Below are 21,704 nucleotides of genomic sequence, written 5' to 3'. Positions count from 1 at the left end.
GACTCGGTATGAATCTCAGAAAATGTATCCAGCGGCTGCGCAACGTTGTGAACCGAGGACCGTCGCACAAAGCCCGATTGGAGAACATAGACGAGAAGATCGTCGTCACCGGTACCCGTGGGAAGTCCGGCGCAACGCGCTGGCTCTACGAGATTCTGTACGGTCGCGGACGAGACGCGTTCGCGAAGATTACCGGGAATCGACCGCTCGTTCTACATGACGGGGAGTCTCACCCGATTGAGCGAGGGCGGCGAGTCACGCTGTACGAAAACGAGGCCCAGCTGCGACAGTACGCACCAGTCGAAACAGCAATCTTCGAGAATCAGGCGATTGGGGAGTACACCACGCGAACGGTCCATCAGCGGTTTACGGACCCCGATGTCATCTTTCTCACCAATATCAGGAGCGATCACCTCGACTGGCTCGGGGACACTCCCACACAGATAGCCCGGTCATTCGCCAGAACGATTCCCGATGGTGTGACGCTCGTCGTCGGCGAACAGCGTCCGACTCTTCGCGCAGTGCTGAAGCGAGAACTTGAGGAGACTGATGTTCAGATTCGCTGGGTTCTGGTTCCGAAGCCACTGCAGAATGTGCCGGGCGCAGAGACGATACTCGGGCTGAATGAAGTGCTTGAAGCACTTGGCGAACAGCCCCTCTCTGACCGGCAAATAGAGGCCTATATCGATGAAATGCAGGTCAGATGGACGACACTGGCCGACGGCCGCGTATACAATGCTGCGTCAGTCAACGACATCGATAGTACTGAAATCGTCCGCCGGGCACTCGATGATGACGATATTGACACTATCCAGCCGCTGATATACTTGCGTCCAGACCGCCGTGCCAGGACAGCGTCGTTTCTGTCGTATCTGGACGGGTTGTATTCGGATGATGTGTTCGAGGTAACACACGCTGTTGGCCCGCACGCGAAGCTGTTTGACAAGCAGGCATCGTTCCCGGTTGCGACGCACGATGCGTCGAAATCTGCAAGTGCTGTGTTAGACGCAGCACTGTCACCGGGCTGGCCGGTTTTCATCATGGGGAACACTGTCGCCGATTTCATGCGCGACCTCGAAGCCGAAATCGAGGCACGGCGGGCAGACAGTAGCCCGGGAATGCCAGAGAGATCCACGGCAGCGACCGAGAAACGAGCAATCGAACATACACAATAACGATTACCAATGACAGAAGACACGACCGACAACGACGGCGCACAGTCACCGAACACCCCTGCTGCCACTGGCGACGACAGTAGCCAGTCGGCCACCGAGGGCGAAACACCAGCCGAGAACACAGCGACAGACGCGGGCGCGAACACCAGTGGCATCCGCCGGCGGGCGGTAATCGCTGGGACGCTCGGCTCTCCCGCTCTATTCGGCGCCGGCTTTGCTGCCGTAGATTCATTCGGCCTCCCCAGCATGCCGAGTCTAATCGGTGTCGGGGCTGCCAGTCCGTTAGAGCAGGCCAGAAGCGGCACTGCGACGGCTGGTCAGGTGGACAGTGCGACCGTCACGGTCGACGAACAGGCGGCACAGAATCTCCCAACGAACCGCTACAGACAACTTCACATTGCGGAGCCGGTCCGCAATATGCTCGAACGCGACCGTGGCGATCAAGTGCGTGTTACTCGCGGAAACGACGCCGCAGTCTATACGATCAGTAAAACTATCAGTGGAGACGCAAGTACCGTTCGGACCTCATCAGAGGGCAAATGCCGCGTTTCCTTCTACGAGGACGGGAGCTTCTCTGACGAGCGGCGATGGGGGTCCCTACGCGGGGATGATAACTGTAGCCTCGCCGGCGAAGCGTTTGACGTCGAGATTGATCCGCGAGTCCCGGCTGCGGACCTGAGCCCCAGTGAAGCAAAGGAACGCGACGAACTCATCGAGACGCTCAATATGGGCGGTAGTGAGTACGCTGTCCTGGCACCACACGGCGGACAGATACAGCCGTTTACCGGCAGGCAGGTCACACGTCTCCGTTCGGAATTCTCCGATGCCAGTGTCACGTCCTGGAAGCTCCAGGGATACGGGTCGGACACGAGTTTCTACCGGTGGTACGTCCCATCGGCAGAGCTCTCGACGATCTGCTATCCGCGTCTCGCCGAATTGTCCGAGCAAACATACGACTACGCAGTCAGTTTCAACGGTATCAACGAGAAAACGATCTATGTCGGTGGCGCTGCATCCGAAGACATCCGACAGTCGGTTGCCGATGCGATTGACAGTGCGCTGCCCCACGACGGGTCGCCGGTCAAACTAGGGGAGAGTCACTACGCAGCAGACAGCCCACAGACGCTCGTCAATCGCGTTACCGAGAACCAATCAAACGGGATCTGGATCGGACAGCCCATCGCCGACAGGCGAAAGTACAGTGACTTGATCGCTGATGCTGTCGGATCGGCGCTGTTCGACAGCTGAAGACGAAACCGCGCTCAGATCAAACCGCCCCGCGATAGTGTCTGAAGACGGGAGCTAATCGGTTGGCTGGGCTCGCGCTGTCTCCTACAGAGCTTCAAATACATCGGCAACTGCGTCGGCAACGGTGTTTCTTCGTTCGTCTCTGACCGCCCACGGTTGCTCGATCTGGACGCCGTCGCTCCCGGATTCGGTGATCCAATTGACGATGTTCTCCGGCGAATCGCCGTCCCGTGAGCCATCAGTAGCAAGGCGAACGTCACAGTCGACGACCTCGGAGATGGCGTCGCGAACGTCTGTACGGAGCCAGGTGGGTGCAGCGCCGCCAATACCCACGTGAGACTCTGACCAGCCATGGAAGGCGACGGCGTGGTCAAACTCCCGATCAGAGATCTCTTGCAAGGCCGGGAACGATTCCGGGTGGATAGCTGTCGAGGTAATGTGCCACCGACGGAACGCGCCGCCGCCGGGCGACCATCCCGAACTACACCACTTGGTCGCGTCCAGTTGGGCTGTCATGCGTTCCGCCTGCGTGTCAGTTCCCCACTCAATGTATCCACCGTGTGGCGCAAGGACGGCCAGTTCAGACTGCTCCGACTCAGCTGTCCGTTCTATGAACCCGCCTTCTGCTTTGGCTGTTTCTTCGTCCAGATCCGTATCAATAACTTCTGCGCTAACATCAACGCGGAACGACCCGCTTTTCGCTCGCAGACGCTCTCTCCCGTTGTTGTTGACATATCCAAACGTATCGTCCGAGAGAGCAACAGTGAACACTGCGGCCTCGCCATCGTACACGAGTCGAACCTGCTGGTCCGCCTGCACACCGAGAGCGTCCATCGTCGACTGTGGAAGCCGGCACCGCTCCGCAGAGCCGACATTGTCGGTTTCTTTCATCCGCACAGTCGTATTATCACGGCCGGAGCCGCGGCCTGGGTTCCCTCTCACAGCAGTTGCACCGAGCGTAAAGATGGCACTGCCAGCACTTGAAAGAACAGTACGTCTTGTGATTCGATCCATCACGTCTCAACAATATAATCTGTTTTATACGCATTGTGGCCAGATTATCTGCTCTGATAATCCTGCGGAACTGCCAGTACAGTGCCATTTTTATCAGAGCGTCTCGTATTTTTCCCATGGTAATTTCATCTGAGTCGGTCTGGGGGAACGCGATGGACGACTTCGTACAGGAGTATCAGAACGCGACTGTCTATGCTGATATAGAGCAAGAGACAGTCCTCCACGAAGGTGCGGTCCGTATTCTTGCAAACGGATGGGTCAAACTCCCTACAGGGAGACTACTCTCTCCCGATGCAGTGCATCACATTGATACCGAGACTGTGTAGGCACGCACGAATCAGTGACACATATCTGTGGTCTGTCAAAGATCCACCGAGGGACAGGCAAACTAAAACAGGTACCCGGGCGGGTGTCGTTGAACCGGGCGGGAATACAGACGCGTTACTGCCACTCTAGCCGGCAGTCCTCGTTGCAAAAGTGGGCTGTTTCGACAGTGCTGTCCTCGATCCATGTAATGACGCGGTGAGTCACTTCGTTAGCGATAGCGTCACCGCAGGTAGCACACTCCGGTGCCTCGTCTTTGTCGATATCTTCGTGGTGATCTGATGTCGGGTCGACCATCTTAGTTGAGAATGTCTTTCACGCCACTTAATCTCACATACTTACACTGAACGTCACGAACATACACGAATGTCGAACCGGTAACAGAAGGCCAGCAGTGAGTCCGTGAGCCGGACGGGCGACCACTATGCGGTCCGGCTATCGGTCCCGGGTGACGGATTCTCCGGGGGTAGTCGTCGCGCCCGATGAAAGGACAACGCCGGCGTTCAGACTGGTGTTGATGGCCGTTTTCGCACCGTCGCCCGCGACGACGCCGAACTTCCGCCGGCCCGTCGAGACGCGGTCGCCTTTCACCGTCATCCGGACCGGGTCGCCGTCGTGGCGGAGGTTGGCTACCTGCGTTCCCGCGCCGAAGTTGACCTCACGGCCGATGACGCTGTCGCCCACGTATGATACATGGGGCACGTTCGAATCGGCCATCAACACCGTGTTCTTGAGTTCGACGCCGTGGCCGACGTGCGTGTCCTCGCCCAGAAGGGTCGCCCCACGGACGTAGGCGTTCGGTCCGACGTGTGCACCCGCCCGGACCAGCGTCGGGCCCTCGATAACGACACCGGGTTCGACAACTGCGCCCTCCTCGACGACGACTTCGCCGCGCAGGTCCGCATCGCCCCGCACCTCACCGGCGAGTCGCCGGTCCAGTTCGCCGAGCTTCCACTCGTTAGCTTCCAGTAGCTCCCAAGGTCGTCCCACGTCCAGCCAGCGGTCAACCTCGACAGCAGTGACCGTCGACGCCTCAATAACTTTCGCGAGGACATCTGTGATTTCCCGCTCTCCGCGGTCGCTGAGGGGCACGTCCAGCCAGTCCCGTGCCGCCGCCGGGAAGGCGTACGCCCCGGCGTTAGCCAGATCCGTCGGCGGGTCGTCCGGCTTCTCGACGATACCAGTGATAGTGTCTCCCGTAGTCGATAGCACGCCGTAGCTTGTCGGGTCGTCCACCTGATAGGCGGCGACCGACGGTGCGGCGTCGAAAAGGCCACTGAGACTCGCTGCGTCATAGAGGTTGTCACCGTTGAGGACCGCGAAGGGGCCGTCGAGGTGTTCCCTCGCAGCGGCCACCGCGTCGGCGGTCCCCAGTTGCTCCTCTTGGACGGCGAAACGAACCGGGACGCCGTTGTACTCGTCGCCAAAGTACGACCGGACCGCTTCGGCCTCGTAGCCGACAACGAAAATCAGTTCGTCAGCCCCCGCCTGGATGGCCGTGTCGGCGGTGTGTGCCACCAACGGCCGGTCTGCGACCGGGAGCATCGGCTTCGGTGTGTTGTCTGTCAACGGCCGCATACGCGTCCCCTGCCCCGCCGCGAGTACAACTGCTTGCATGGTCAGTCCGTTGCCCGGCCCGGAAAAATACCTACCGCTGTTGACTCGTTTGGGGACGAATACAGCGGCCACGGGGTGAGTCGTGTGGCGAAGTGGATTGGCGACTACTCTACGGCCTTGAACGTCCACTCTGCCCCGAAGGGCGTCGTCCGATAGTCCCACCGCCTGTCTGGGTCCGGTTCCGTCACCAGTTCGATAGTTCTCGTTTCTCCGGCGGGAATCCGCTGTGTGAAGGGGCCATCGGCGTCAATGTACCACGTATCGGCCGAATAGCTGGCGAATATGCTCGGCTCCTCGGGCGTCTTGAACTCGAAGATAGATTGGAACATCCCGGCGCTGTCGCCCACGTTTTCGACCTCCATCTCAACTATCGCTTCATCGCCTGTTACGTCCTCCGGCGGGACATCGATGTTCGCCAGTTCGAACTCGGGGAACCCGCTGGGAGACTGAAGCGGAAGTTCGATATCAGCGACCGCACTCCCTTTGGCAAGGTTTATGCCGAATGTGAGGTCGTCGACCTTGGCTTTCGGGACAGCGTAAATCAGATGCCCGCTGTATGTCTGTCCGGGGTTGATGTTCTCCCCGGCCGCGTTCTTTCCGTCACGGCCTGCGGCCGACTTGCTCACAAAGCTTCCCTCGGGGAGAATAAAGTCGTCTTTCGACACTGTCTGTGCCTCCCCCGTTCCGTTCTCAAAGGTCACACTCAGCATCAGCAGGATGTTATCTGAGACCGTTTCGCGGATGGCATGTGCGGTGTTGTCGCCCAGTGTTCGTTCGCCAGGGGACAGCTCGTATGCTATCATCTGTTCGTAGCTCATATCAGACACTGTGGCCTGAACCCCACTGGCAAGCTCAATAGTGTCCCCAGTGCTGCCCTGCTTCGGGAGGACCGACACAGTTGACGTGACCGTGTCGTCGACAGCGTAGAAATCTGACGACACTTCGAACGCCCATGTGCCGGCGTACTCGGCGTCGACACGATAGCTATGGGAGACTTCTTCGCCAGACGCCAGTCCATCAGCGTTGACTGTGACTGTCTGTGGCTCAGTGTCAGCTGACTCCGAATGGACGAACTCTATGGTTGCATCCCCAGAAATCGGCTCGCCTCCGACGTTGACCGCAGTTATATCACCCTCAATGGTATCGCCGAACGCGACTTCCTTTGGCCCGCTCACGGAGAGCAGTTTCAGCCGTGCCGGGGCCTCCTGATCTACTTCGTAGGTAGGTTCCGGCGTTGTCGTCGACTCACTGCTTCCGTCTTCACCGTCGCTACCATTACATCCCGCAAGGCTGAGTGCAGCAATGCTGCTTCCGAGTGTACGTACGTATGTTCGTCGGTCCATGTACTACTGGATTTATATACTTATACAAATATGTGTTCTTTCACCCATATAACTGTCAAATATCAATAAATAGAGTGACTACATTCCAAATTCCTGACAGTGAAAACAGGGCTACGTGTGGACTAGTCAAAGCAGTTGTAATTCGGGCATCGTGGACAGCAACTGCTGACCGTTTTGTTTACGATAGTAATGTGCTCGGTCAGGGATTTGAACCCTGGTCCTCGGCTCGAAAGGCCAAGATGATTGGCCGGACTACACCAACCGAGCGTACTCATTCGTTCCGGATGGACCAATTTAACCCCATCGAAATAGACGCCACCTGAGGATGCGTACCACAGGCGTGTGGCTACCGTACGCAGACCACTATCGAGACGGGTCCAGCAAAAAGATGCGACGTATTTACTCGGCGGGCGACCGTCGGCTATTACTTTCCTTCGAAGTCCGGCTCGCCGTCGCCCATGAACGCGTTGATGCCTTCCATCACGTCGTCGGTCCCAATGAGGTGACCGAAGGCCTGTGATTCCACTTCGAGGCCAGCGTCGATATCATCGCGGCCGGCGAGCATCGCGCGCTTGGTGAGTTTCTGTGCGACCGGCGGGCCGGCGGCCATGTCTCTGGCCAGTTCGAGCGCCTGCTCGTGGAGCGACTCGTTGTCGACGACCTCGTTGATGAAGCCGAACTCGGCCATCTCGTCGGCGTCGTAGCGGTCGCCCGTGAAGATGATCTCCTTGGCACGGCCCTCGCCGACGATGCGGGCGAGGCGCTGTGTACCGCCCCAGCCCGGCAGCAGGCCGAGGTTGTGTTCGGGCTGGCCCAGTTCGGAGCGCTCCGAGGCCACGCGGAGGTCGGCGCAGGTCGCCAGTTCCATCCCGCCGCCCAGCGCGTAGCCGTCGATGCCGGCGACGACCGGCATCGAGCACTCTTCGAGCTTGCCGAAGGTTTCCTGACCCTTCCGGGAGAGTTCGATAGCGTCCAGCGGCGTCGCGTTCGAGGCCATCGCCTGCACGTCGGCCCCGGCGGAGAACGCCTTGTCGCCGGCCCCGGTCAGCAGGATGGCACGCACCTCGTCGTCGTCTTCGAGCAGGTCGACGGCGTCGGCGAGGTCGTCCATCAGCTCGGGGCTGACGGTGTTCATCCGGTGCGGGCGGTCGAGTTCGATGTGACCGACCATGTCTCCGGGGTATTCGACCGTGACGTTGTCGAACTCTGCCGGAGTGTCGTCCTCGGTACTGTAAAAGCCACCGTCCTCTGCGGCCTCTCGGAGGCCGTCAGAGACCGCGTAGCGCTCCGCGCCGGTCTCTTCGTGGGTTTCCTCGAGTGTGTCGACAAGCGCCTCAAGGCCAGTCTTGTCGGCTATCTTCGCAGGACCGTCCGGGAAGCCGCCGCCGAGCTGGACGGCCTGATCGATGTCCCCGACGGGGGCCACGTCGTTCTCGACGAGCTTCCCGACCTCGTTTGCCATCACCGCGACGAGGCGGTGCTTGACATCCTCACGGCCGGCGTCGGTCGGAATGTCGACGCCGCCGTTCTCGTAGTCGTAGAAGCCCTTGCCGGTCTTCTTTCCGAGTTCCTCGTTCTCGACCTTCTCTTCGAGTAGCGGGCACGGGGCGTATGGCTCGCCCAGCACTTCGTGCATATATTCGAGGACGTGGAGGCCGACATCGTTGCCCACCTGATCGGAGAGTTCGAACGACCCCATCGGCAGGCCCATATCGAACTTCGTCGTCGAGTCGACCTCGGCGATAGTCGCCTCATCGCTGTGAACGAGCCAGGCGGCCTCGTTCATCAACGGGACGAGAATGCGGTTGACGATGAACCCCGGCGAGTCCTTGCGGACGCGGACCGGCGTTTTGCCGAAGTCCTCGGCAAGCGCCTCGATGGCGTCCAGCGTCTCGTCGCTTGAGTGTGCGCCGGAGATGACCTCGACCAGTTGCATCCGCACCGGCGGGTTGAAGAAGTGCATCCCACAGAACTGCTCGGGCCGTTCGGTCACCTCCGATAGTTCCGTGATAGAGAGGCTGGACGTGTTCGTGGCGAAGATAGCGTCCTCGGGCGCGTGTTCTTCGACCTCCGTGTACACGTCCTTCTTGATCTCCATTTTCTCCGGCACGGCCTCGATGACCACGTCGACGTCGCTGACCGCTTCCTCGACATCGACAAGCGGCGTCACGCGGTCCAGTGCCGCATCGGCTTCATCCTGCGTGAGCTGGTCTCTCTCGGCCAGCTTGTTCAGCGACCATTCGATGTTGTCGTAGCCGTCCCCGACGAACTCGTCTTTGATGTCCCGCATCCGCACGTCGTAGCCTGCGAGCGCGGCCACTTCGGTGATTCCATGGCCCATATTCCCGGCACCGAGCACGGCGATAGTGTCAATATCCTCGAAATCCATGACATATCGTTCCACTGCCGGCCGAGGCTTCAACGTTTCTCTCATTAGAAAACCACTGTCAAGTTTATTTCGGATTACAAACCATTAATGCATTTCACGTCAACACACCACATATGGATTTCGAACTGACCAAAGAGCAGCAACAGATAAAGGACGAGATCGCCCGGTTCGCGGAGAACGAGATCAAACCCGTCGCGACCGAGTACGACACGGAAGAGAAGTTCCCCCGAGATATCGTCGAAAAGGCCGCTGAGATGGGGCTCACTGGCGCGAACATCCCGATGGAGTACGGGGGCGCAGGCTACGATACGCTGACGAACGCCATCATCGCCGAGGAGCTGTTCGCGGCTGACCCCGGCATCGGGCTGAGCATTCAGTCGGCCGCCTTCGGCGCGGACGCGCTCATCGGATTCGGCTCAGAGGCCCAGAAGGAGGAGTATCTGGAGCCGGTCGCAACGGGCGACGCCATCATGGGCGCGGCCATCTCCGAACCCGACACCGGCTCTGACGTGTCATCGGTGTCGACGCAGGCGCGAAAGGAGGGCGATGAGTGGGTCATCAACGGCAACAAGATGTGGATTACAAACGGCTCGGTCGGCGACTACTTCGTCGTGCTCTGTGAGACTGACCCCGACGCGGAGGGACGGTACAACGGCTTCTCTCAGATTCTCATCGAGTCCGACCGCGACGGGTTCGAAGCCGAGAAGATTACCGGGAAGCTCGGCATCCGCGCGTCTGACACGGCAGAACTCATCCTCAACGACGTGCGCGTTCCCGAAGAGAACCTCGTTGGCACGCGTGGGGCCGGCTTCCTCCAGATCATGCAGTTCTTCGACGAGACCCGGACCGGCGTGGCCGCACAGGGCGTTGGTATCGCCCGGGGAGCCGCCGAACGCGCTCTGGAGTACGCACAGGACCGCGAGCAGTTCGGCCAGTCCATCTCGGAGTTCCAGGCAATCCAGCACAAGCTCGCCGAGATGTTCACCGAAATCGAGGCAGCACGGCAACTCACCCACAAGTCCGCCTGGAGCGTCGACAACGACGCCGACCGGCTCACCGAGCTGGCCTCGATGGCCAAAGAAAAGGCCTCCCGCGTCGCCGTCGAGACGGCCGACGAAGCTGTCCAGATTCACGGAGGTGCTGGCTACGTCAACGACTTCGACGTCGAGCGGTTCTACCGCGACGCCAAGATTACCCAGATCTACGAGGGGACGACCGAGATCCAGAAGAACATCGTCGCCCGAGAACTGCTCGGAAAGGGCATGGCCTGAGCACGCTGCAGCGCTCGACGACACTTCTGTTTCACGAACACCCTGTCATCGCGGGCGAGACAGTGGATAACCGAACCGCTGCTTTTTAAGCGACTGACCACCGTAGTTGTGCCACCCATGGGCGACCGAGCTCAACGCCGTGTCACTCGCCCGCTTCAGACTGGAACCAGTTGCCGCTCTCTCCGTCGCTGTTGTTGTCCCCAATAGCTTCGGTCCGGTGACTCGGACCACGGCCGCCTGTCTCGTACGCAGACGATACGTTCACCTACAACACACCAATGTTAGACCGACTGAAAGCGGATATCCGTACAGCACTCGCAAAGGACCCGGCGGCGACAAGCGCCACCGAAGTGGCACTCACCTATCCCGGAGTCCACGCCATCTGGGCCTATCGCGTCGCCCACTGGCTCTGGGGCCACGACCGGACGATGCTTGCCAGACTCATCTCTCACGTCACCCGGTTCCTGACCGGCGTCGAGATCCACCCTGCCGCGGAGATCGGCGAGCGCGTGTTCATCGACCATGGGATGGGCATCGTTATCGGCGAAACGGCCGAAATCGGCGACGACGTACTCCTGTACCACGGCGTCACCCTCGGCGGTACATCGATGCGCCGGGAGAAGCGCCACCCGACGGTCGAGGACGGCGCGACCATCGGCGCTGACGCCTCGATAATGGGCCCGATAACTGTCGGCGAGAACGCCTCCGTCGGCGCTGGCGCTGTCGTCGTTGACGACGTTCCCTCGGAGACGACAGTCGTCGGCAACCCGGCGAAACCCGTGGGCGCGGCCGGCGTCGCCTCGCCCAGCCCCGACCCTATTCTCGCCGACGGCTAACGGCGACAGACACGTTCTTTTCGGTCGAGCCAGTACCACAGAGCAATGAGTGACTCGCCACACGAGGCGTTACGCGCGGACCCCGACATCGGGACGCTTGTCGAGAACCACGGCGAACTCACGCTTGACCCCGCGTCGGACCTCTTCGAGCGCCTCGTGGTCTCGATTCTCCGCCAACAGGTGTCGATGGCGTCGGCCGCCGCAACACGGGAACGACTGTTCGACGCCGTTACCGTGACGCCAGCGGGCATCAGAGAGGCAGACAACGAGTTGCTGCGGGATGCCGGGCTCTCCAGACAGAAGACCCGGTACGTCAACGAGGTCGCTGACACATTTCTGGAAGAGAACTACTCGCTGGAGGCGTTCGCGGACGCCACCGACGAGGAAATCCGCGAAGCGCTGACGGCGATTACGGGCGTCGGCGACTGGACCGCAAACATGCAACTTCTGTTCGCGTTCGGCCGCGAGGACGTGTTCCCGGTCGGCGATCTCGGCATCCGCAAGGGGTTCGAGGCCGTCGTCGGAGAGGGGTACAGCCGCGCGGAGATGCGGGAGTACGCCGAGCGGTGGTCGCCGTATCGGAGTTACGCGAGCCTATATCTGTGGCGGGCCAGCGAGGACATCGCCGAGAGCGTCGCCGAAGTGAGTGAGGACTGAGCCGGTCGGAGGTCGGTGCCGGGGAGTCGCTACTCTTCGCTCTGTTCTTCTTCCTCGGTGTCCACTTCCGACTCGTCGTCCGCGCGGCGGTTCACATCGACCTGATAGTGCTTGAGGATGTCCCGGCCCAGCAACAGCGGGTAGTCCATGTGCCCGCGGTCTTCGACGCTTGCCGTGACAGTGTGCTGGGTCCCGCCGACGCCGACGACGAGGTCGACGACCGGGCGTGAGCGGCCGGATTTGAGGCTGCCTGACTTGATTTTCACGATGTCGAGAATCGGCCCCGTGCCGATTTCCGCGGCGAGTTTGGCGTCGATACTGGTCCGGGTCGCGCCTGTGTCTGACTTCGCGAGGACGGACTTGGCCCCCTGCGTTCCGGTGACGACGACCTCCTCGATGTAGCCGACGACGACGTTTTCCTGTGCTTTCGGCTGTGGCTTCTTCGGCGTGCACGCGGGCTTGGAGTCGTCGAGGCGGTCGGAGAGCCGTTCGACAGTTTTGTCGTCGACACTCCCGCCGGCCCGCTCGATGGCAAGCTGGGCGATATAGGGGGCGGGGCTGACGCCGCTGGCCTTGAACAGGCCGCGGAACCCGGCGGTGGGATTGACTTCGAGCACGTAGTACCCGTCGTCGCTCTGAACGATATCGACGCCGGCGTAGTCCAGGCCGATAGCCTCGACCGAGTCAAGCGCGATCTCCCTGACGCGTTCGGGGAGTTTGCCGGTCATGTCCTCGACCTCGCCGCCGAGTGCGACGTTCGTCCGCCACTCGCCTTCGGGCGCGTAGCGGTTCATCGCGCCGACAACCTGGTCGCCGACGACGTACACACGGAGGTCATGGTGGCGTCTCTCGTCGTGTTCCATGTACTCCTGTAAGAACGCGTAGCGGCCGCCGACCTGTGCGTTGACCTGGTTTTCCATGTCGACCATCCACGTTCCGCCGCCGTGGGTGCCGATAGCGGTTTTGTACACCGCGCGGTCACCGAAGCGGTCCCGCTCCTCGTTCAGCATATCGCTTGAGAGAGCGAGCAGTGCATCCGGGACTGGGACGCCGGCAGCAGCCAGCGCGGCAGCGCTTGCGAACTTATGCAGAGCCGTCGTCGCCGCCATCGGCTCGTTCAACATTGGCGCTAGTCGACTGATAGTCATCCCCAGCCCGATTCCTTCTGCCGGGTGTTCGTCGCTGGAAAGCAGTAGCCGGTTCGCGACCACGTCGACGTTTGGTTCGAGTGTCATGTCGCCGTCGGTGACGCCAATCGCGGTGTTTTCGGTCCGAAGCCACTCCGTGTTATAGCCCATCTCGTCGACTGCGTTCAGGATGGCCTTCGACTCCTTGCTGGAGTGAAGACTGAGAACGCCGACTGTGATATCCTGGTCGCTCATGCCCTCGCCTTCTGCCGGCCATGATATAGATGTACGGATGGGCTACGCGGTACGACCCGCCCCATAACCGTTTTGCCGGAGGGGTTTTAGCCACCGCCTCTCGTTGTGATGGCATGGACGAGGCCGAGCCGTTCACCTACGACGGGGGAATCGTTGCGCCGGGTGAGACTCGCAACGTTCGCTACACGGTCAGCGAGACGTATCTCGGTGACGCTGTCCGGATGCCGGTCACTATCGTCAACGGGGAGCGACCCGGACCGACGGTGTTTCTCACTGCGGCGGCCCACGGCGACGAACTCAACGGCATCGAGGTCGTCCGGGAAGTCGCCCACGAGTGGGACCACGAGGGGCTGGCGGGGACGCTAGTCTGTCTGCCGGTGCTGAACGTCCCGGCGTTTCTGGCACAGGAGCGATACCTGCCGATTTACGACCGGGACCTGAACCGCTCGTTCCCCGGCGACTCCGAATCGACGAGCGCAAAGCGGATGGCCCACGAGATTTTCCGGAACTTTCTGGCCCCGTGTGACGTGGGCCTCGATTTTCATACGTCCACGCGTGGGCGAACGAATATGCTCCACGTTCGGGCGGACATGGACGACCCGGAGGTCGCCCGTGTCGCTAACGCCTTCTCGTCGAACGTCATCATCTCTTCTGCGGGGCCGTCCGGGTCGCTCCGTCGGGAACTGAGCGACTCGGGCGTCCCGACGATCACGATAGAGATGGGCGAAGCACACCGGTTCCAGCGGCCGCTCATCGACTCAGCTTTAGAGAGTGTTCGGTCGGTGCTGGCGGAGTTCGGCCTCCAAGATACCAACACCGTCCGGTGGCCGGGCTGGCGGACAGTCATCGACGACAGCGGCGAGAAAACCTGGATCCGTGCGGACTCTGGCGGCCTTGTGGATATGCACTACGACCGCGGCGATCTGGTGTACGAGGACGACGTGATCTGTACGATTGCGAACCCGTTCAAGACGGAGAACACGCTAATGCGTGCGCCGTTTACCGGCCTGCTGGTCGGCATCCTCGAGAACCCGCTGGTGTATCCCGGCAACCCCCTTTGTCATCTGGTTCGACTCGACGACCGGACACAGCGGGCTATCGAGGGGAACCGCCGGACCGACGACGACGATTGGTGACGACGAAGTAGTCAATTGACGAACGTCTTCGGGCGGGATTCCGGCGATACGCGTCCGTTGTAGAAACTACTATCTGTCCCCGGACTAACCCCCCAGTGTATGAGTCAGTCTTACAATCGCGGCACCGTCGAGGACTTCGGACGGTGGCGGGAGTTCACGGCCGGGATGTGGGCCTGGATCTTCCACAAGTTCACCGGCTGGGTTCTCGTGGGCTACCTGTTCACCCACATCGCGGTGCTGAGCACTTCGGTCGGCGTCGATCCGGCGAGCGCACAGGCAGGCAGCGACCTCTACACCAGCACGCTCAGTGGTCTCGAATCGCTGCTGATCGTCCGGTTTCTCGAAGTCGGTCTGCTGGCCGTCGCCGTCTTCCACATCCTCAACGGGATTCGGCTGCTGATGGTTGACCTCGGCGTTGGACTGGAATCGCAGGACAAGAGCTTCTACGCGTCGCTCCTGCTGACAGGTGCCATCGTCGTCGCAAGCGTGCCGACGTTCCTCGGGGGGAAACTACTCTAATGGCACAGCATTACTCCTCCTTCGACCGCGGCGGGCGTCGCTGGCTGTTCCAGCGCCTGACAGCAGTGTTCCTGATCGGCGTACTCGCGTTCCACTTTATGCTGTTGCACTTCGTGAACCACGCCGCGGACATCACGTTCCTAGGCACGCAGGCCCGAATGAGTCAGGTCAGCTACTTCGCAACGATGTGGCTGTTCCTCGTGACCGCGACGTTCCACGGCGTCAACGGCGTGTACAACGCCTTGGTCAACCAGGGACTCACCGGCACCCAGAAGAACGCAGTCAAATACATGCTCGGCGCCGCCGGCCTCCTGCTCGTCGTGCAGGGGACCCGCGTGTCGCTGGCCATGACGACCCTCGTCTGAACTATGAGTACGCAAATCGAACAACAGGAAACCGAGACGGAAGCCGACGAGGAGACAGAGCCCGAGGTCGAATCCCCGGGCGACCGTCGGCGCGCACAGCGAAACGAACGACAGGCACAGGAGCAGGCCCAGCGGGAAGTCGAAGAGGAGACGCTCGACGACGAAGACACGATCACGCTGAAAGTGTTCCGCTACGACCCCGAAGTCGAGGGGAAGCAGGAACCACGGTTCGACGACTTCCGCGTCCCGTTCCACAAGGGAATGACCATCCTCGATGCCCTCATCTACGCACGGGACCACTACGACTCCTCGCTGACCTTCCGACACTCCTGTCGGCAGGCCGTCTGCGGGTCGGACGCGCTGTTCGTCAACGGGCGACAGCGCCTCGGCTGTAAGACGCAGATATCCGAGCTTGAGGACCCGGTCCGCATCGAGCCACTGCCCCATCAGGAGGTCGTCAAGGACCTCGTCGTCGACATGGAGCACTTCTACGACCAGATGGAGGCCGTCGAGCCGTACTTCGACGCCGACGAGACGCCGGACGACAAACTCGAAGAGCAGCGCCAGACCCGGGAGAACCGCGAGAAGGTCAAAATGTCAACGCGGTGTATCTGGTGTGGCGCGTGTATGTCCTCGTGTAACATCGCCGCCGGCGACAACGAGTATCTCGGTCCCGCCGCCATCAACAAAGCGTACCGCTTCGCGATGGACGAGCGTGAAGGCGAGAACCGCAAGCAGGAACGCCTTCGCATCATCGAACAGGAACACGGCGTCTGGCGCTGCCAGACCCAGTTCTCCTGTACCGAAGTGTGCCCGAAAGACATCCCGTTGACCGAGCACATCCAGGAACTGAAGCGGGAAGCCGTCAAGAACAACCTGAAGTTCTGGTGAATTCAGGATAGCATTCCTTCTGCAGAAAGCCGCTAGTCGTCAGGTACGCTGCGTCTGTCGCTACCTGTGACCCAGAGTAACCTGAGACAATCAGTATAGGGACATGGGCCCACAGTGTGTTCAGGAGCTATCAAGATTTATTGACGACTCTGGACAACTATTCGACAAATGTCCCTCCCTGCGGTCATCAGGAAAGATTTCAACGACGCAATCCGCTCAGGAACGTTCCTCGCTACCACCCTGTTGTTCGTCCTCGTCGCCGGATTCTGGGCGGCGATTCAGCACGTCCCGCTGACGGCTTCGACGAGCGATGTCCCAACCAGCACGCTGGCGTTGCTTAACAGTATGGGCCAGCCGATGAGTTTCTTTGTCCCACTGCTGGGGTTAGGCATCTCTTATGCCGCTATCGCCGGTGAGCGTGACAGCGGGAGCATCAAGCTCTTGCTCAGCCTGCCGAACTCGCGCCGTGACGTTATTCTCGGGAAGTTCATCGGCCGGTGTGCCGTTTTGACTATCGCTATCCTCAGCGGCTACTTTGTCGTCGCTGTTTTCGCACTGTTCACGTACGAATCATTTGCGGCCGTCAAATTTGTGCTCTACACCATCTTGACGGTCTTCTACGGTGCAGTCTATGTCGCAATTGGTATCGGCTTCTCGTCGATAATGAGGTCACAGTACACGGCGGTCGTTGGTGCGGGGGGACTCTACATCCTCTTTCAGCTCGGCTGGGACGTTGTAACGGCTATTCTGCAGGTCATCACTGTCGGCTACACACCACCAGATTCCGGTGCACCTCCGTGGCTGATTGTCGTCCACGCTCTCAACCCGACTGCGGCAGTCGGCTACGCGGCACGGGCGATAATCCCCACGTTCGACGAAATAATGTCATACCCGGTATCGGCTTCATTCTACCCGCCAAAGTGGGCCGGGTTCGCCATTCTTGGGGCCTGGCTCGTTCTATCACTCGGGTTCGGCTACATTCGGTTCCAGTCGGCCGATATAATGTAACGTTGCACAGTCCGACAACGATGACGACGTGACGCGCCCGTTCCCCATTCCGTACTATCGTGGCCGGGCGCGACTGTTACTCCCGTCTGGCTGCCGCCGGCGATAGAATCGCGGTCACAGCCTCGTTCATCGGGACATCAACGCCAACCTCGTCGGCGTGGCGGACCACCGAGCCGCTGAGCGCATCGAGTTCCATCGGCTTGTCGTGGGTCAGGTCGTAGTGGAGCGAGGAGTACATCTCCGGGTCCAACTCCTCAGCGAAGTCAAGCCACTCCGCGACAGTGTCGTCGGGCAGGGCCACGCCCTCCGCGCGGGCGACGGCACACACCTCCTCGATGAGTCGGCGGTACATCGCCCACGTCGTCTCGTACGCCCGGAGGTCGCCGACCGGCCGTCTGGTCGTCGCCGTCATCCCCGCGTGGGCGCAGATGAAGGCGAATTTCCGCCAGAGTTCGACGCGGATGTCGTCGGCGAGCACCGCATCAATGCCCTCACTCGCCGAAAGCGCGTCGTCGAGCGACTCGATTCGCTCCGTCCGCCGGCCGTCGAGTTCGCCATAGACGAACCGGGCCGGTCCGCCGGTGTGTTCGACGATGCCAGGCTCCTTAATCGTCGAGAAGATGTAGGCCACGCCACCGACCACGTGGGACTCATCTATCGTCTCCGCCAGCCACGCCTCGTTGTCGACGCCGTTCTGGAAGGAGACGACGGCGGTTCCCTCGCGGAGCAGCGGGGCCATGTCCGCGGCGGCCGCGCGCGTGTCGTTCGACTTCACGCAGAGCAAAACGGCGTCGCAGGGGCCGACCTCGGCCGGCTCGTCGGTCGCAGGGAGGTCGACCGCAGTGTCGCCGTGGATGCTTTCGACCCGGAGCCCGTCGGACTGTAACGCCGCCAGATGCTCGCCTCTGGCGATGAGGTGGACCTCGTGGCCCGCGTCGGCGAGTCGCGCGCCGAGATAGCCGCCGATACCGCCAACGCCGAAGATACAGAGTTTCATGTTCCGTGTAGCTACAACGAACCGGGTGAAATGGGTTGTGGGCGGCAACTACCGGTACCGTAGACAGAGCCGCGTCTCAGTTATCGCAACAGATGAACTCGAAGCGGGCACCGCCGCTTTCGCTGTCGGTGGCGATGACCTCCCAGTTGTGTGCGTCGACGATCTGTTCGACGATGCAGAGCCCGAACCCGGTTCCCTCATCAGCCGTCGAGTAGCCGGGTTCGAACAGGTCTGCGGTGCCGTCGTGAAAGCCCGCCCCATCGTCTGTGACGTAGAATCCCCACGATTCTGTCCCGACTGTGACGGTCACGTCGTCGCCGCCGTGTTCGATAGCGTTCCGAAAGAGATTCTCCAGTAGTTCAAGCATCGCACCCTCGTCGGCTTTGATCGTGTCGGCGGCGTCAGTTGTCAGCGTCGCATCCTGCGTGTCGACCATCGACCAGGCCTGCTGTGAAAGGGCATTGAGGTCGACTGTCTCGATTTCCGCCGGATCGACGCCCTGTTTGGCGAGTACGAGCAAGTCATCGATGAGCGTGTACATCCGGTCGATGCTCCGCTCGGCGCGCTCGAAGTGCGCTTCTTCGCCCGTCTCACGCGCGAGTTCCAGCGAGCCATCAAGGACATCCAGTGGGTTCCGTAGGTCGTGACTAATCGCGTCCGAAAACCGTTCGAGGCGCTGGTTCTGTCGTTTGAGTTCCTCTTCGCGCTGTTTCCGTTCGGAGATGTCGCGGGTCGTCACGACGACGTGGTCTTCCAGCGGGCCGCTCGCGACCTGCTGGCCGCGGGACTCCGCCCAGATCCAGTCGCCGTCTGCGTGGCGGTATCGGTGCTCGATGACGGCGACGTACCCCGGGTCGTCTATCATCCGACCAAACTCGGTGAGCGCGTTCGAGAGGTCGTCTGGGTGTACGTACTCGAAGAGGTCCGAGTCCTGCATCTCGTCTTGCTCGTAGCCGAGGACACGTTCCACAGACGGGCTGATGTACTCGACGCTGCCCTGCCCGTCGAACACAGTGAGCACATCGGAGGTGTGTGTGACGAACTGGTGAAACTGGGCCTCAAAGCGCGGCCGGTCGCTGACATCGCGGGAGGTGAACACCCGGAAATCACGGTCCGTCTCGGTATCAGTTGCGACGATAGTTTCGAGCCAGACCCAGTCGCCGTCGGCGTTCCGGAACCGGTACTCAGTCCCATCGTCATCCCGTTCGCCCGCAAGCGTGGCGCGAACACGGTCAGTGTCTTCTGGATGGACGAGATCTAGCCAGTTCGTGCCGACGAGCGAGTCCATATCGTACCCCAGCACGCGTTCGATTGCCGGGCTCACAAACCGTATTGTCAGTTCTTCATCAGTAACAGTCAGTACTGAGGGTGCTTCGGCTAACACCGCTTCGAAGTCATCAGTTGACGTGAGATACTGGTCTGCCATCAGGTTTGAGACGGGGTGATACCCGTAGTGATACCAACTGTACGGTCTGGTATCAGTAGTTGGTTCCTAAATATTCACAGCGTATGATATAATTCCACCGACTAGGTCAAAAATTCTCTTGTATTGATAATATGTCCCGATAACAGGAACGAGAACGAACCCACCAGTGGTACCACGCTTGGTAACGCAACAGGGAGGCTTAAGTTTGGCTAATCCTAAGCCGAAACCACGCCAAGAGACACTCTCACAATGTACGAACACGATGTTATCGTGGTCGGCGCGGGTGGCGCTGGCCTCAGGGCGGCTATTGCAGCGAACGAAGAGGGTGCAGACGTTGCCCTCGTGACCAAGCTCCATCCAGTTCGGAGCCACACAGGTGCGGCGGAAGGGGGAATCAACGCTGCACTGCAGGAAGGCGACTCCTGGGACCTGCACGCGTACGACACGATGAAGGGGTCCGACTACCTCGGCGACGCCCCTGCCATCGACACCTTCGCCAAGGACGCACCCGAAGAGGTCATTCAGCTCGAACACTGGGGGATGCCCTTCTCGCGCGAGGACGACGGCCGCGTCTCGCAGCGCCCGTTCGGCGGCCTCTCCTATCCGCGGACGACGTACGCGGGTGCTGAAACCGGTCACCACCTCCTGCATACGATGTACGAGCAGGCGGTCAAACGCGGCATCGAAGTGTACGATGAGTGGTACGTGACCCAGCTCGCGGTCACTGACCACGACGACCCCGAGGACCGCGTCTGTCACGGCTGTGTCGCCTACGACATCAAGTCCGGCGAGATTCAGGGCTTCCGGGCCAACAACGGCGTTATCCTCGCGACCGGCGGCCTCGGTCAGGCCTTCGACCACACCACGAACGCCGTCGCCAACACCGGCGACGGCTGCGCGATGGCCTACCGCGCCGGCGTCCCGATGGAAGACATGGAGATGATCCAGTTCCACCCGACCACACTGCCGTCGACGGGTGTCCTCATCTCCGAGGGAGTCCGTGGTGAGGGTGGAATCCTCTACAACGACGACGAGGAGCGGTTCATGTTCGAGCACGGGTACGCAAACAACGAGGGGGAACTGGCCTCCCGTGACGTGGTCGCTCGTGCCGAACTGACTGAAGTCAACGAGGGTCGCGGCGTCGAGGACGAGTACGTCGATCTCGATATGCGCCACCTCGGCGAGGAGCGCATCCTCGACCGTCTCGAAAACATTCTCCACCTCGCGGAGGACTTCGAGGGCGTCGACGGCCTCGAAGAGCCGATGCCGGTCAAGCCCGGCCAGCACTACGCCATGGGTGGCGTCGAAACCGACGAGAACGGCGAGACGTGTATCGACGGCCTCTACGCGGCCGGTGAGACTGCGTGTGTCTCACTACACGGTGCGAACCGGCTCGGGGGTAACGCCCTGCCGGAACTGCTCGTGTTCGGTGCCCGCGCCGGCCATCACGCCGCCGGCAAGGACATGAAAACCGCCGAAATCGAAACTGGCCCCTCCGCCAAGAGCGAGCCTGGCGATGTGGAGCCACCGGTCGAACCCGGCGCAATCGACGCCAGTAGCGGCGACGTTGCCGCAGACGGGGCCGCTGTCGAACCGAAGGCGGTGCTCGAAAGCACTGTCGAACAGGAACGCCAGCGCGTCGAGAACCTCATCGAGTCCGACGGCATCAACCACGCTGAAGTCCGCGCAGACGTTCAGGAGACGATGACCGAGAACGTCAACGTGTTCCGGACAGAAGGCGGCCTGGAGAAGGCGCTTCAAGACCTTCGGGCGGCGCGCAAGGAGTACGAGAACGTCGCCGTCGAGGACCCGTCCCGGACTTACAACACGGACCTCATCCACACCATCGAGACCCGCAACATCCTCGACGTGGCCGAGGCCATCACGCTCGGTGCGCTTGCCCGCGAGGAGTTCCGCGGCGCACACTGGCGTGCAGAGCATCAGGAACGCAAAGACGAGGAGTGGATCAAGCACACGATGCTGGCCTGGAACGAAGGCCAGCCGGAGCTGTACTACAAGCCCGTCATCCTCGAGGGCGACGAAGAGACCTACGAACCGAAGGTCCGGTCGTACTGACGCCCTGACCACCGGCTGCGATATCCGTTT

The 21,704-nt window shown here is 60.9% G+C and carries 21 protein-coding genes and 1 tRNA gene; 12 read left to right on the top strand and 10 right to left on the bottom strand.

The window, feature by feature from the left end; all coding sequences use genetic code 11:
* Positions 1–77 precede the first annotated feature (77 nt).
* Together C437_RS08505 and C437_RS08500 are read left to right on the top strand one after the other, a co-directional pair.
* Complete coding sequence (locus C437_RS08505; protein WP_319946240.1) at positions 78–1,175, top strand: Mur ligase family protein; 1,098 nt, start codon at positions 78–80, stop codon at positions 1,173–1,175.
* Between the two features lie 9 nt (positions 1,176–1,184).
* Positions 1,185–2,423 carry a poly-gamma-glutamate hydrolase family protein gene (locus C437_RS08500; protein WP_004516528.1) on the top strand — a complete coding sequence of 413 codons (1,239 nt, stop codon included), beginning with the start codon at positions 1,185–1,187 and terminating at the stop codon, positions 2,421–2,423.
* An 84-nt stretch (positions 2,424–2,507) separates the two neighbouring features.
* On the opposite strand, the gene C437_RS08495 is transcribed toward C437_RS08500, so the two are convergent.
* Complete coding sequence (locus C437_RS08495; RefSeq protein ID WP_004516527.1) at positions 2,508–3,314, bottom strand: poly-gamma-glutamate hydrolase family protein; 807 nt, start codon at positions 3,312–3,314, stop codon at positions 2,508–2,510.
* Positions 3,315–3,553: 239 nt separating this feature from the next.
* Here C437_RS08495 and C437_RS08490 point away from each other — a divergent pair, with 239 nt between their 5' ends.
* Positions 3,554–3,763: a hypothetical protein gene (locus tag C437_RS08490; protein WP_004516526.1), complete on the top strand. Its 210-nt coding sequence runs from the start codon at positions 3,554–3,556 to the stop codon at positions 3,761–3,763.
* 115 nt (positions 3,764–3,878) lie between these two features.
* Here C437_RS08490 and C437_RS08485 read toward each other — a convergent pair whose 3' ends face one another.
* The 5 genes from C437_RS08485 to C437_RS08465 form a co-directional block, all read right to left on the bottom strand.
* Positions 3,879–4,058 carry a DUF7576 family protein gene (locus C437_RS08485; RefSeq protein ID WP_004516525.1) on the bottom strand — a complete coding sequence of 60 codons (180 nt, stop codon included), beginning with the start codon at positions 4,056–4,058 and terminating at the stop codon, positions 3,879–3,881.
* A 138-nt stretch (positions 4,059–4,196) separates the two neighbouring features.
* Positions 4,197–5,378, bottom strand: a complete 1,182-nt coding sequence (gene glmU / locus C437_RS08480; RefSeq protein WP_004516524.1) for a bifunctional sugar-1-phosphate nucleotidylyltransferase/acetyltransferase — start codon at positions 5,376–5,378, stop codon at positions 4,197–4,199.
* A 104-nt stretch (positions 5,379–5,482) separates the two neighbouring features.
* A complete protein-coding gene (locus C437_RS08475; protein ID WP_004516523.1) occupies positions 5,483–6,721 on the bottom strand; it encodes a DUF4352 domain-containing protein in 1,239 nt (412 codons plus the stop codon).
* A 192-nt stretch (positions 6,722–6,913) separates the two neighbouring features.
* A tRNA-Glu gene (locus tag C437_RS08470) sits at positions 6,914–6,988 on the bottom strand.
* Positions 6,989–7,145: 157 nt separating this feature from the next.
* Complete coding sequence (locus C437_RS08465) at positions 7,146–9,110, bottom strand: 3-hydroxyacyl-CoA dehydrogenase/enoyl-CoA hydratase family protein (RefSeq protein WP_004516522.1); 1,965 nt, start codon at positions 9,108–9,110, stop codon at positions 7,146–7,148.
* 113 nt (positions 9,111–9,223) lie between these two features.
* On the opposite strand from C437_RS08465, the gene C437_RS08460 reads away from it, so the two are divergent.
* Positions 9,224–10,381 carry an acyl-CoA dehydrogenase family protein gene (locus C437_RS08460; protein ID WP_004516521.1) on the top strand — a complete coding sequence of 386 codons (1,158 nt, stop codon included), beginning with the start codon at positions 9,224–9,226 and terminating at the stop codon, positions 10,379–10,381.
* A gap of 142 nt (positions 10,382–10,523) precedes the next feature.
* Here C437_RS08460 and C437_RS21075 read toward each other — a convergent pair whose 3' ends face one another.
* Positions 10,524–10,646, bottom strand: a complete 123-nt coding sequence (locus tag C437_RS21075; RefSeq protein WP_275040382.1) for a hypothetical protein — start codon at positions 10,644–10,646, stop codon at positions 10,524–10,526.
* Between the two features lie 13 nt (positions 10,647–10,659).
* Here C437_RS21075 and cysE point away from each other — a divergent pair, with 13 nt between their 5' ends.
* Positions 10,660–11,217: a serine O-acetyltransferase gene (gene cysE, locus C437_RS08455; protein WP_004516520.1), complete on the top strand. Its 558-nt coding sequence runs from the start codon at positions 10,660–10,662 to the stop codon at positions 11,215–11,217.
* A gap of 45 nt (positions 11,218–11,262) precedes the next feature.
* Positions 11,263–11,874: a DNA-3-methyladenine glycosylase family protein gene (locus C437_RS08450; protein ID WP_004516519.1), complete on the top strand. Its 612-nt coding sequence runs from the start codon at positions 11,263–11,265 to the stop codon at positions 11,872–11,874.
* Positions 11,875–11,903: 29 nt separating this feature from the next.
* On the opposite strand, the gene C437_RS08445 is transcribed toward C437_RS08450, so the two are convergent.
* Complete coding sequence (locus tag C437_RS08445; RefSeq protein ID WP_004516518.1) at positions 11,904–13,256, bottom strand: RimK family alpha-L-glutamate ligase; 1,353 nt, start codon at positions 13,254–13,256, stop codon at positions 11,904–11,906.
* A 113-nt stretch (positions 13,257–13,369) separates the two neighbouring features.
* Here C437_RS08445 and C437_RS08440 point away from each other — a divergent pair, with 113 nt between their 5' ends.
* The 5 genes from C437_RS08440 (at position 13,370) to C437_RS08420 (ending at position 17,175) form a co-directional block, all read left to right on the top strand.
* Positions 13,370–14,392 carry a succinylglutamate desuccinylase/aspartoacylase family protein gene (locus C437_RS08440; protein WP_004516517.1) on the top strand — a complete coding sequence of 341 codons (1,023 nt, stop codon included), beginning with the start codon at positions 13,370–13,372 and terminating at the stop codon, positions 14,390–14,392.
* A 99-nt stretch (positions 14,393–14,491) separates the two neighbouring features.
* A complete protein-coding gene (gene sdhC, locus C437_RS08435; RefSeq protein WP_004516516.1) occupies positions 14,492–14,911 on the top strand; it encodes a succinate dehydrogenase, cytochrome b556 subunit in 420 nt (139 codons plus the stop codon).
* Positions 14,911–15,276, top strand: a complete 366-nt coding sequence (locus C437_RS08430) for a succinate dehydrogenase hydrophobic membrane anchor subunit (RefSeq protein WP_004516515.1) — start codon at positions 14,911–14,913, stop codon at positions 15,274–15,276. The genes sdhC and C437_RS08430 overlap by 1 nt, the downstream gene beginning before the upstream one ends.
* Positions 15,277–15,279: 3 nt before the next feature.
* The gene (locus tag C437_RS08425) at positions 15,280–16,167 is read left to right on the top strand and encodes a succinate dehydrogenase/fumarate reductase iron-sulfur subunit (RefSeq protein WP_004516514.1); all 888 of its coding nucleotides are present in this window, start codon (positions 15,280–15,282) and stop codon (positions 16,165–16,167) included.
* A 168-nt stretch (positions 16,168–16,335) separates the two neighbouring features.
* Positions 16,336–17,175, top strand: coding sequence for an ABC transporter permease (locus tag C437_RS08420; protein ID WP_004516513.1), 840 nt, complete (start codon positions 16,336–16,338; stop codon positions 17,173–17,175).
* A 76-nt stretch (positions 17,176–17,251) separates the two neighbouring features.
* Here the strand turns inward: C437_RS08420 and C437_RS08415 are convergent, their stop codons facing one another.
* Positions 17,252–18,172 (bottom strand): 2-dehydropantoate 2-reductase, encoded by a 921-nt coding sequence (locus C437_RS08415; protein ID WP_004516512.1) that lies wholly within the window; start codon positions 18,170–18,172, stop codon positions 17,252–17,254.
* A gap of 76 nt (positions 18,173–18,248) precedes the next feature.
* The gene (locus C437_RS08410; RefSeq protein ID WP_004516511.1) at positions 18,249–19,598 is read right to left on the bottom strand and encodes a sensor histidine kinase; all 1,350 of its coding nucleotides are present in this window, start codon (positions 19,596–19,598) and stop codon (positions 18,249–18,251) included.
* A 249-nt stretch (positions 19,599–19,847) separates the two neighbouring features.
* Here C437_RS08410 and C437_RS08405 point away from each other — a divergent pair, with 249 nt between their 5' ends.
* A complete protein-coding gene (locus tag C437_RS08405) occupies positions 19,848–21,674 on the top strand; it encodes an FAD-binding protein (protein ID WP_004516510.1) in 1,827 nt (608 codons plus the stop codon).
* The last annotated feature ends 30 nt before the right edge of the window (positions 21,675–21,704 follow it).

This window comes from Haloarcula vallismortis ATCC 29715 (assembly GCF_000337775.1).
Taxonomy (GTDB): Archaea; Halobacteriota; Halobacteria; order Halobacteriales; family Haloarculaceae; genus Haloarcula; species Haloarcula vallismortis.
Note: the sequence above shows the minus strand (reverse complement) of the source record. Positions and strands in the feature narration are given on the sequence as shown.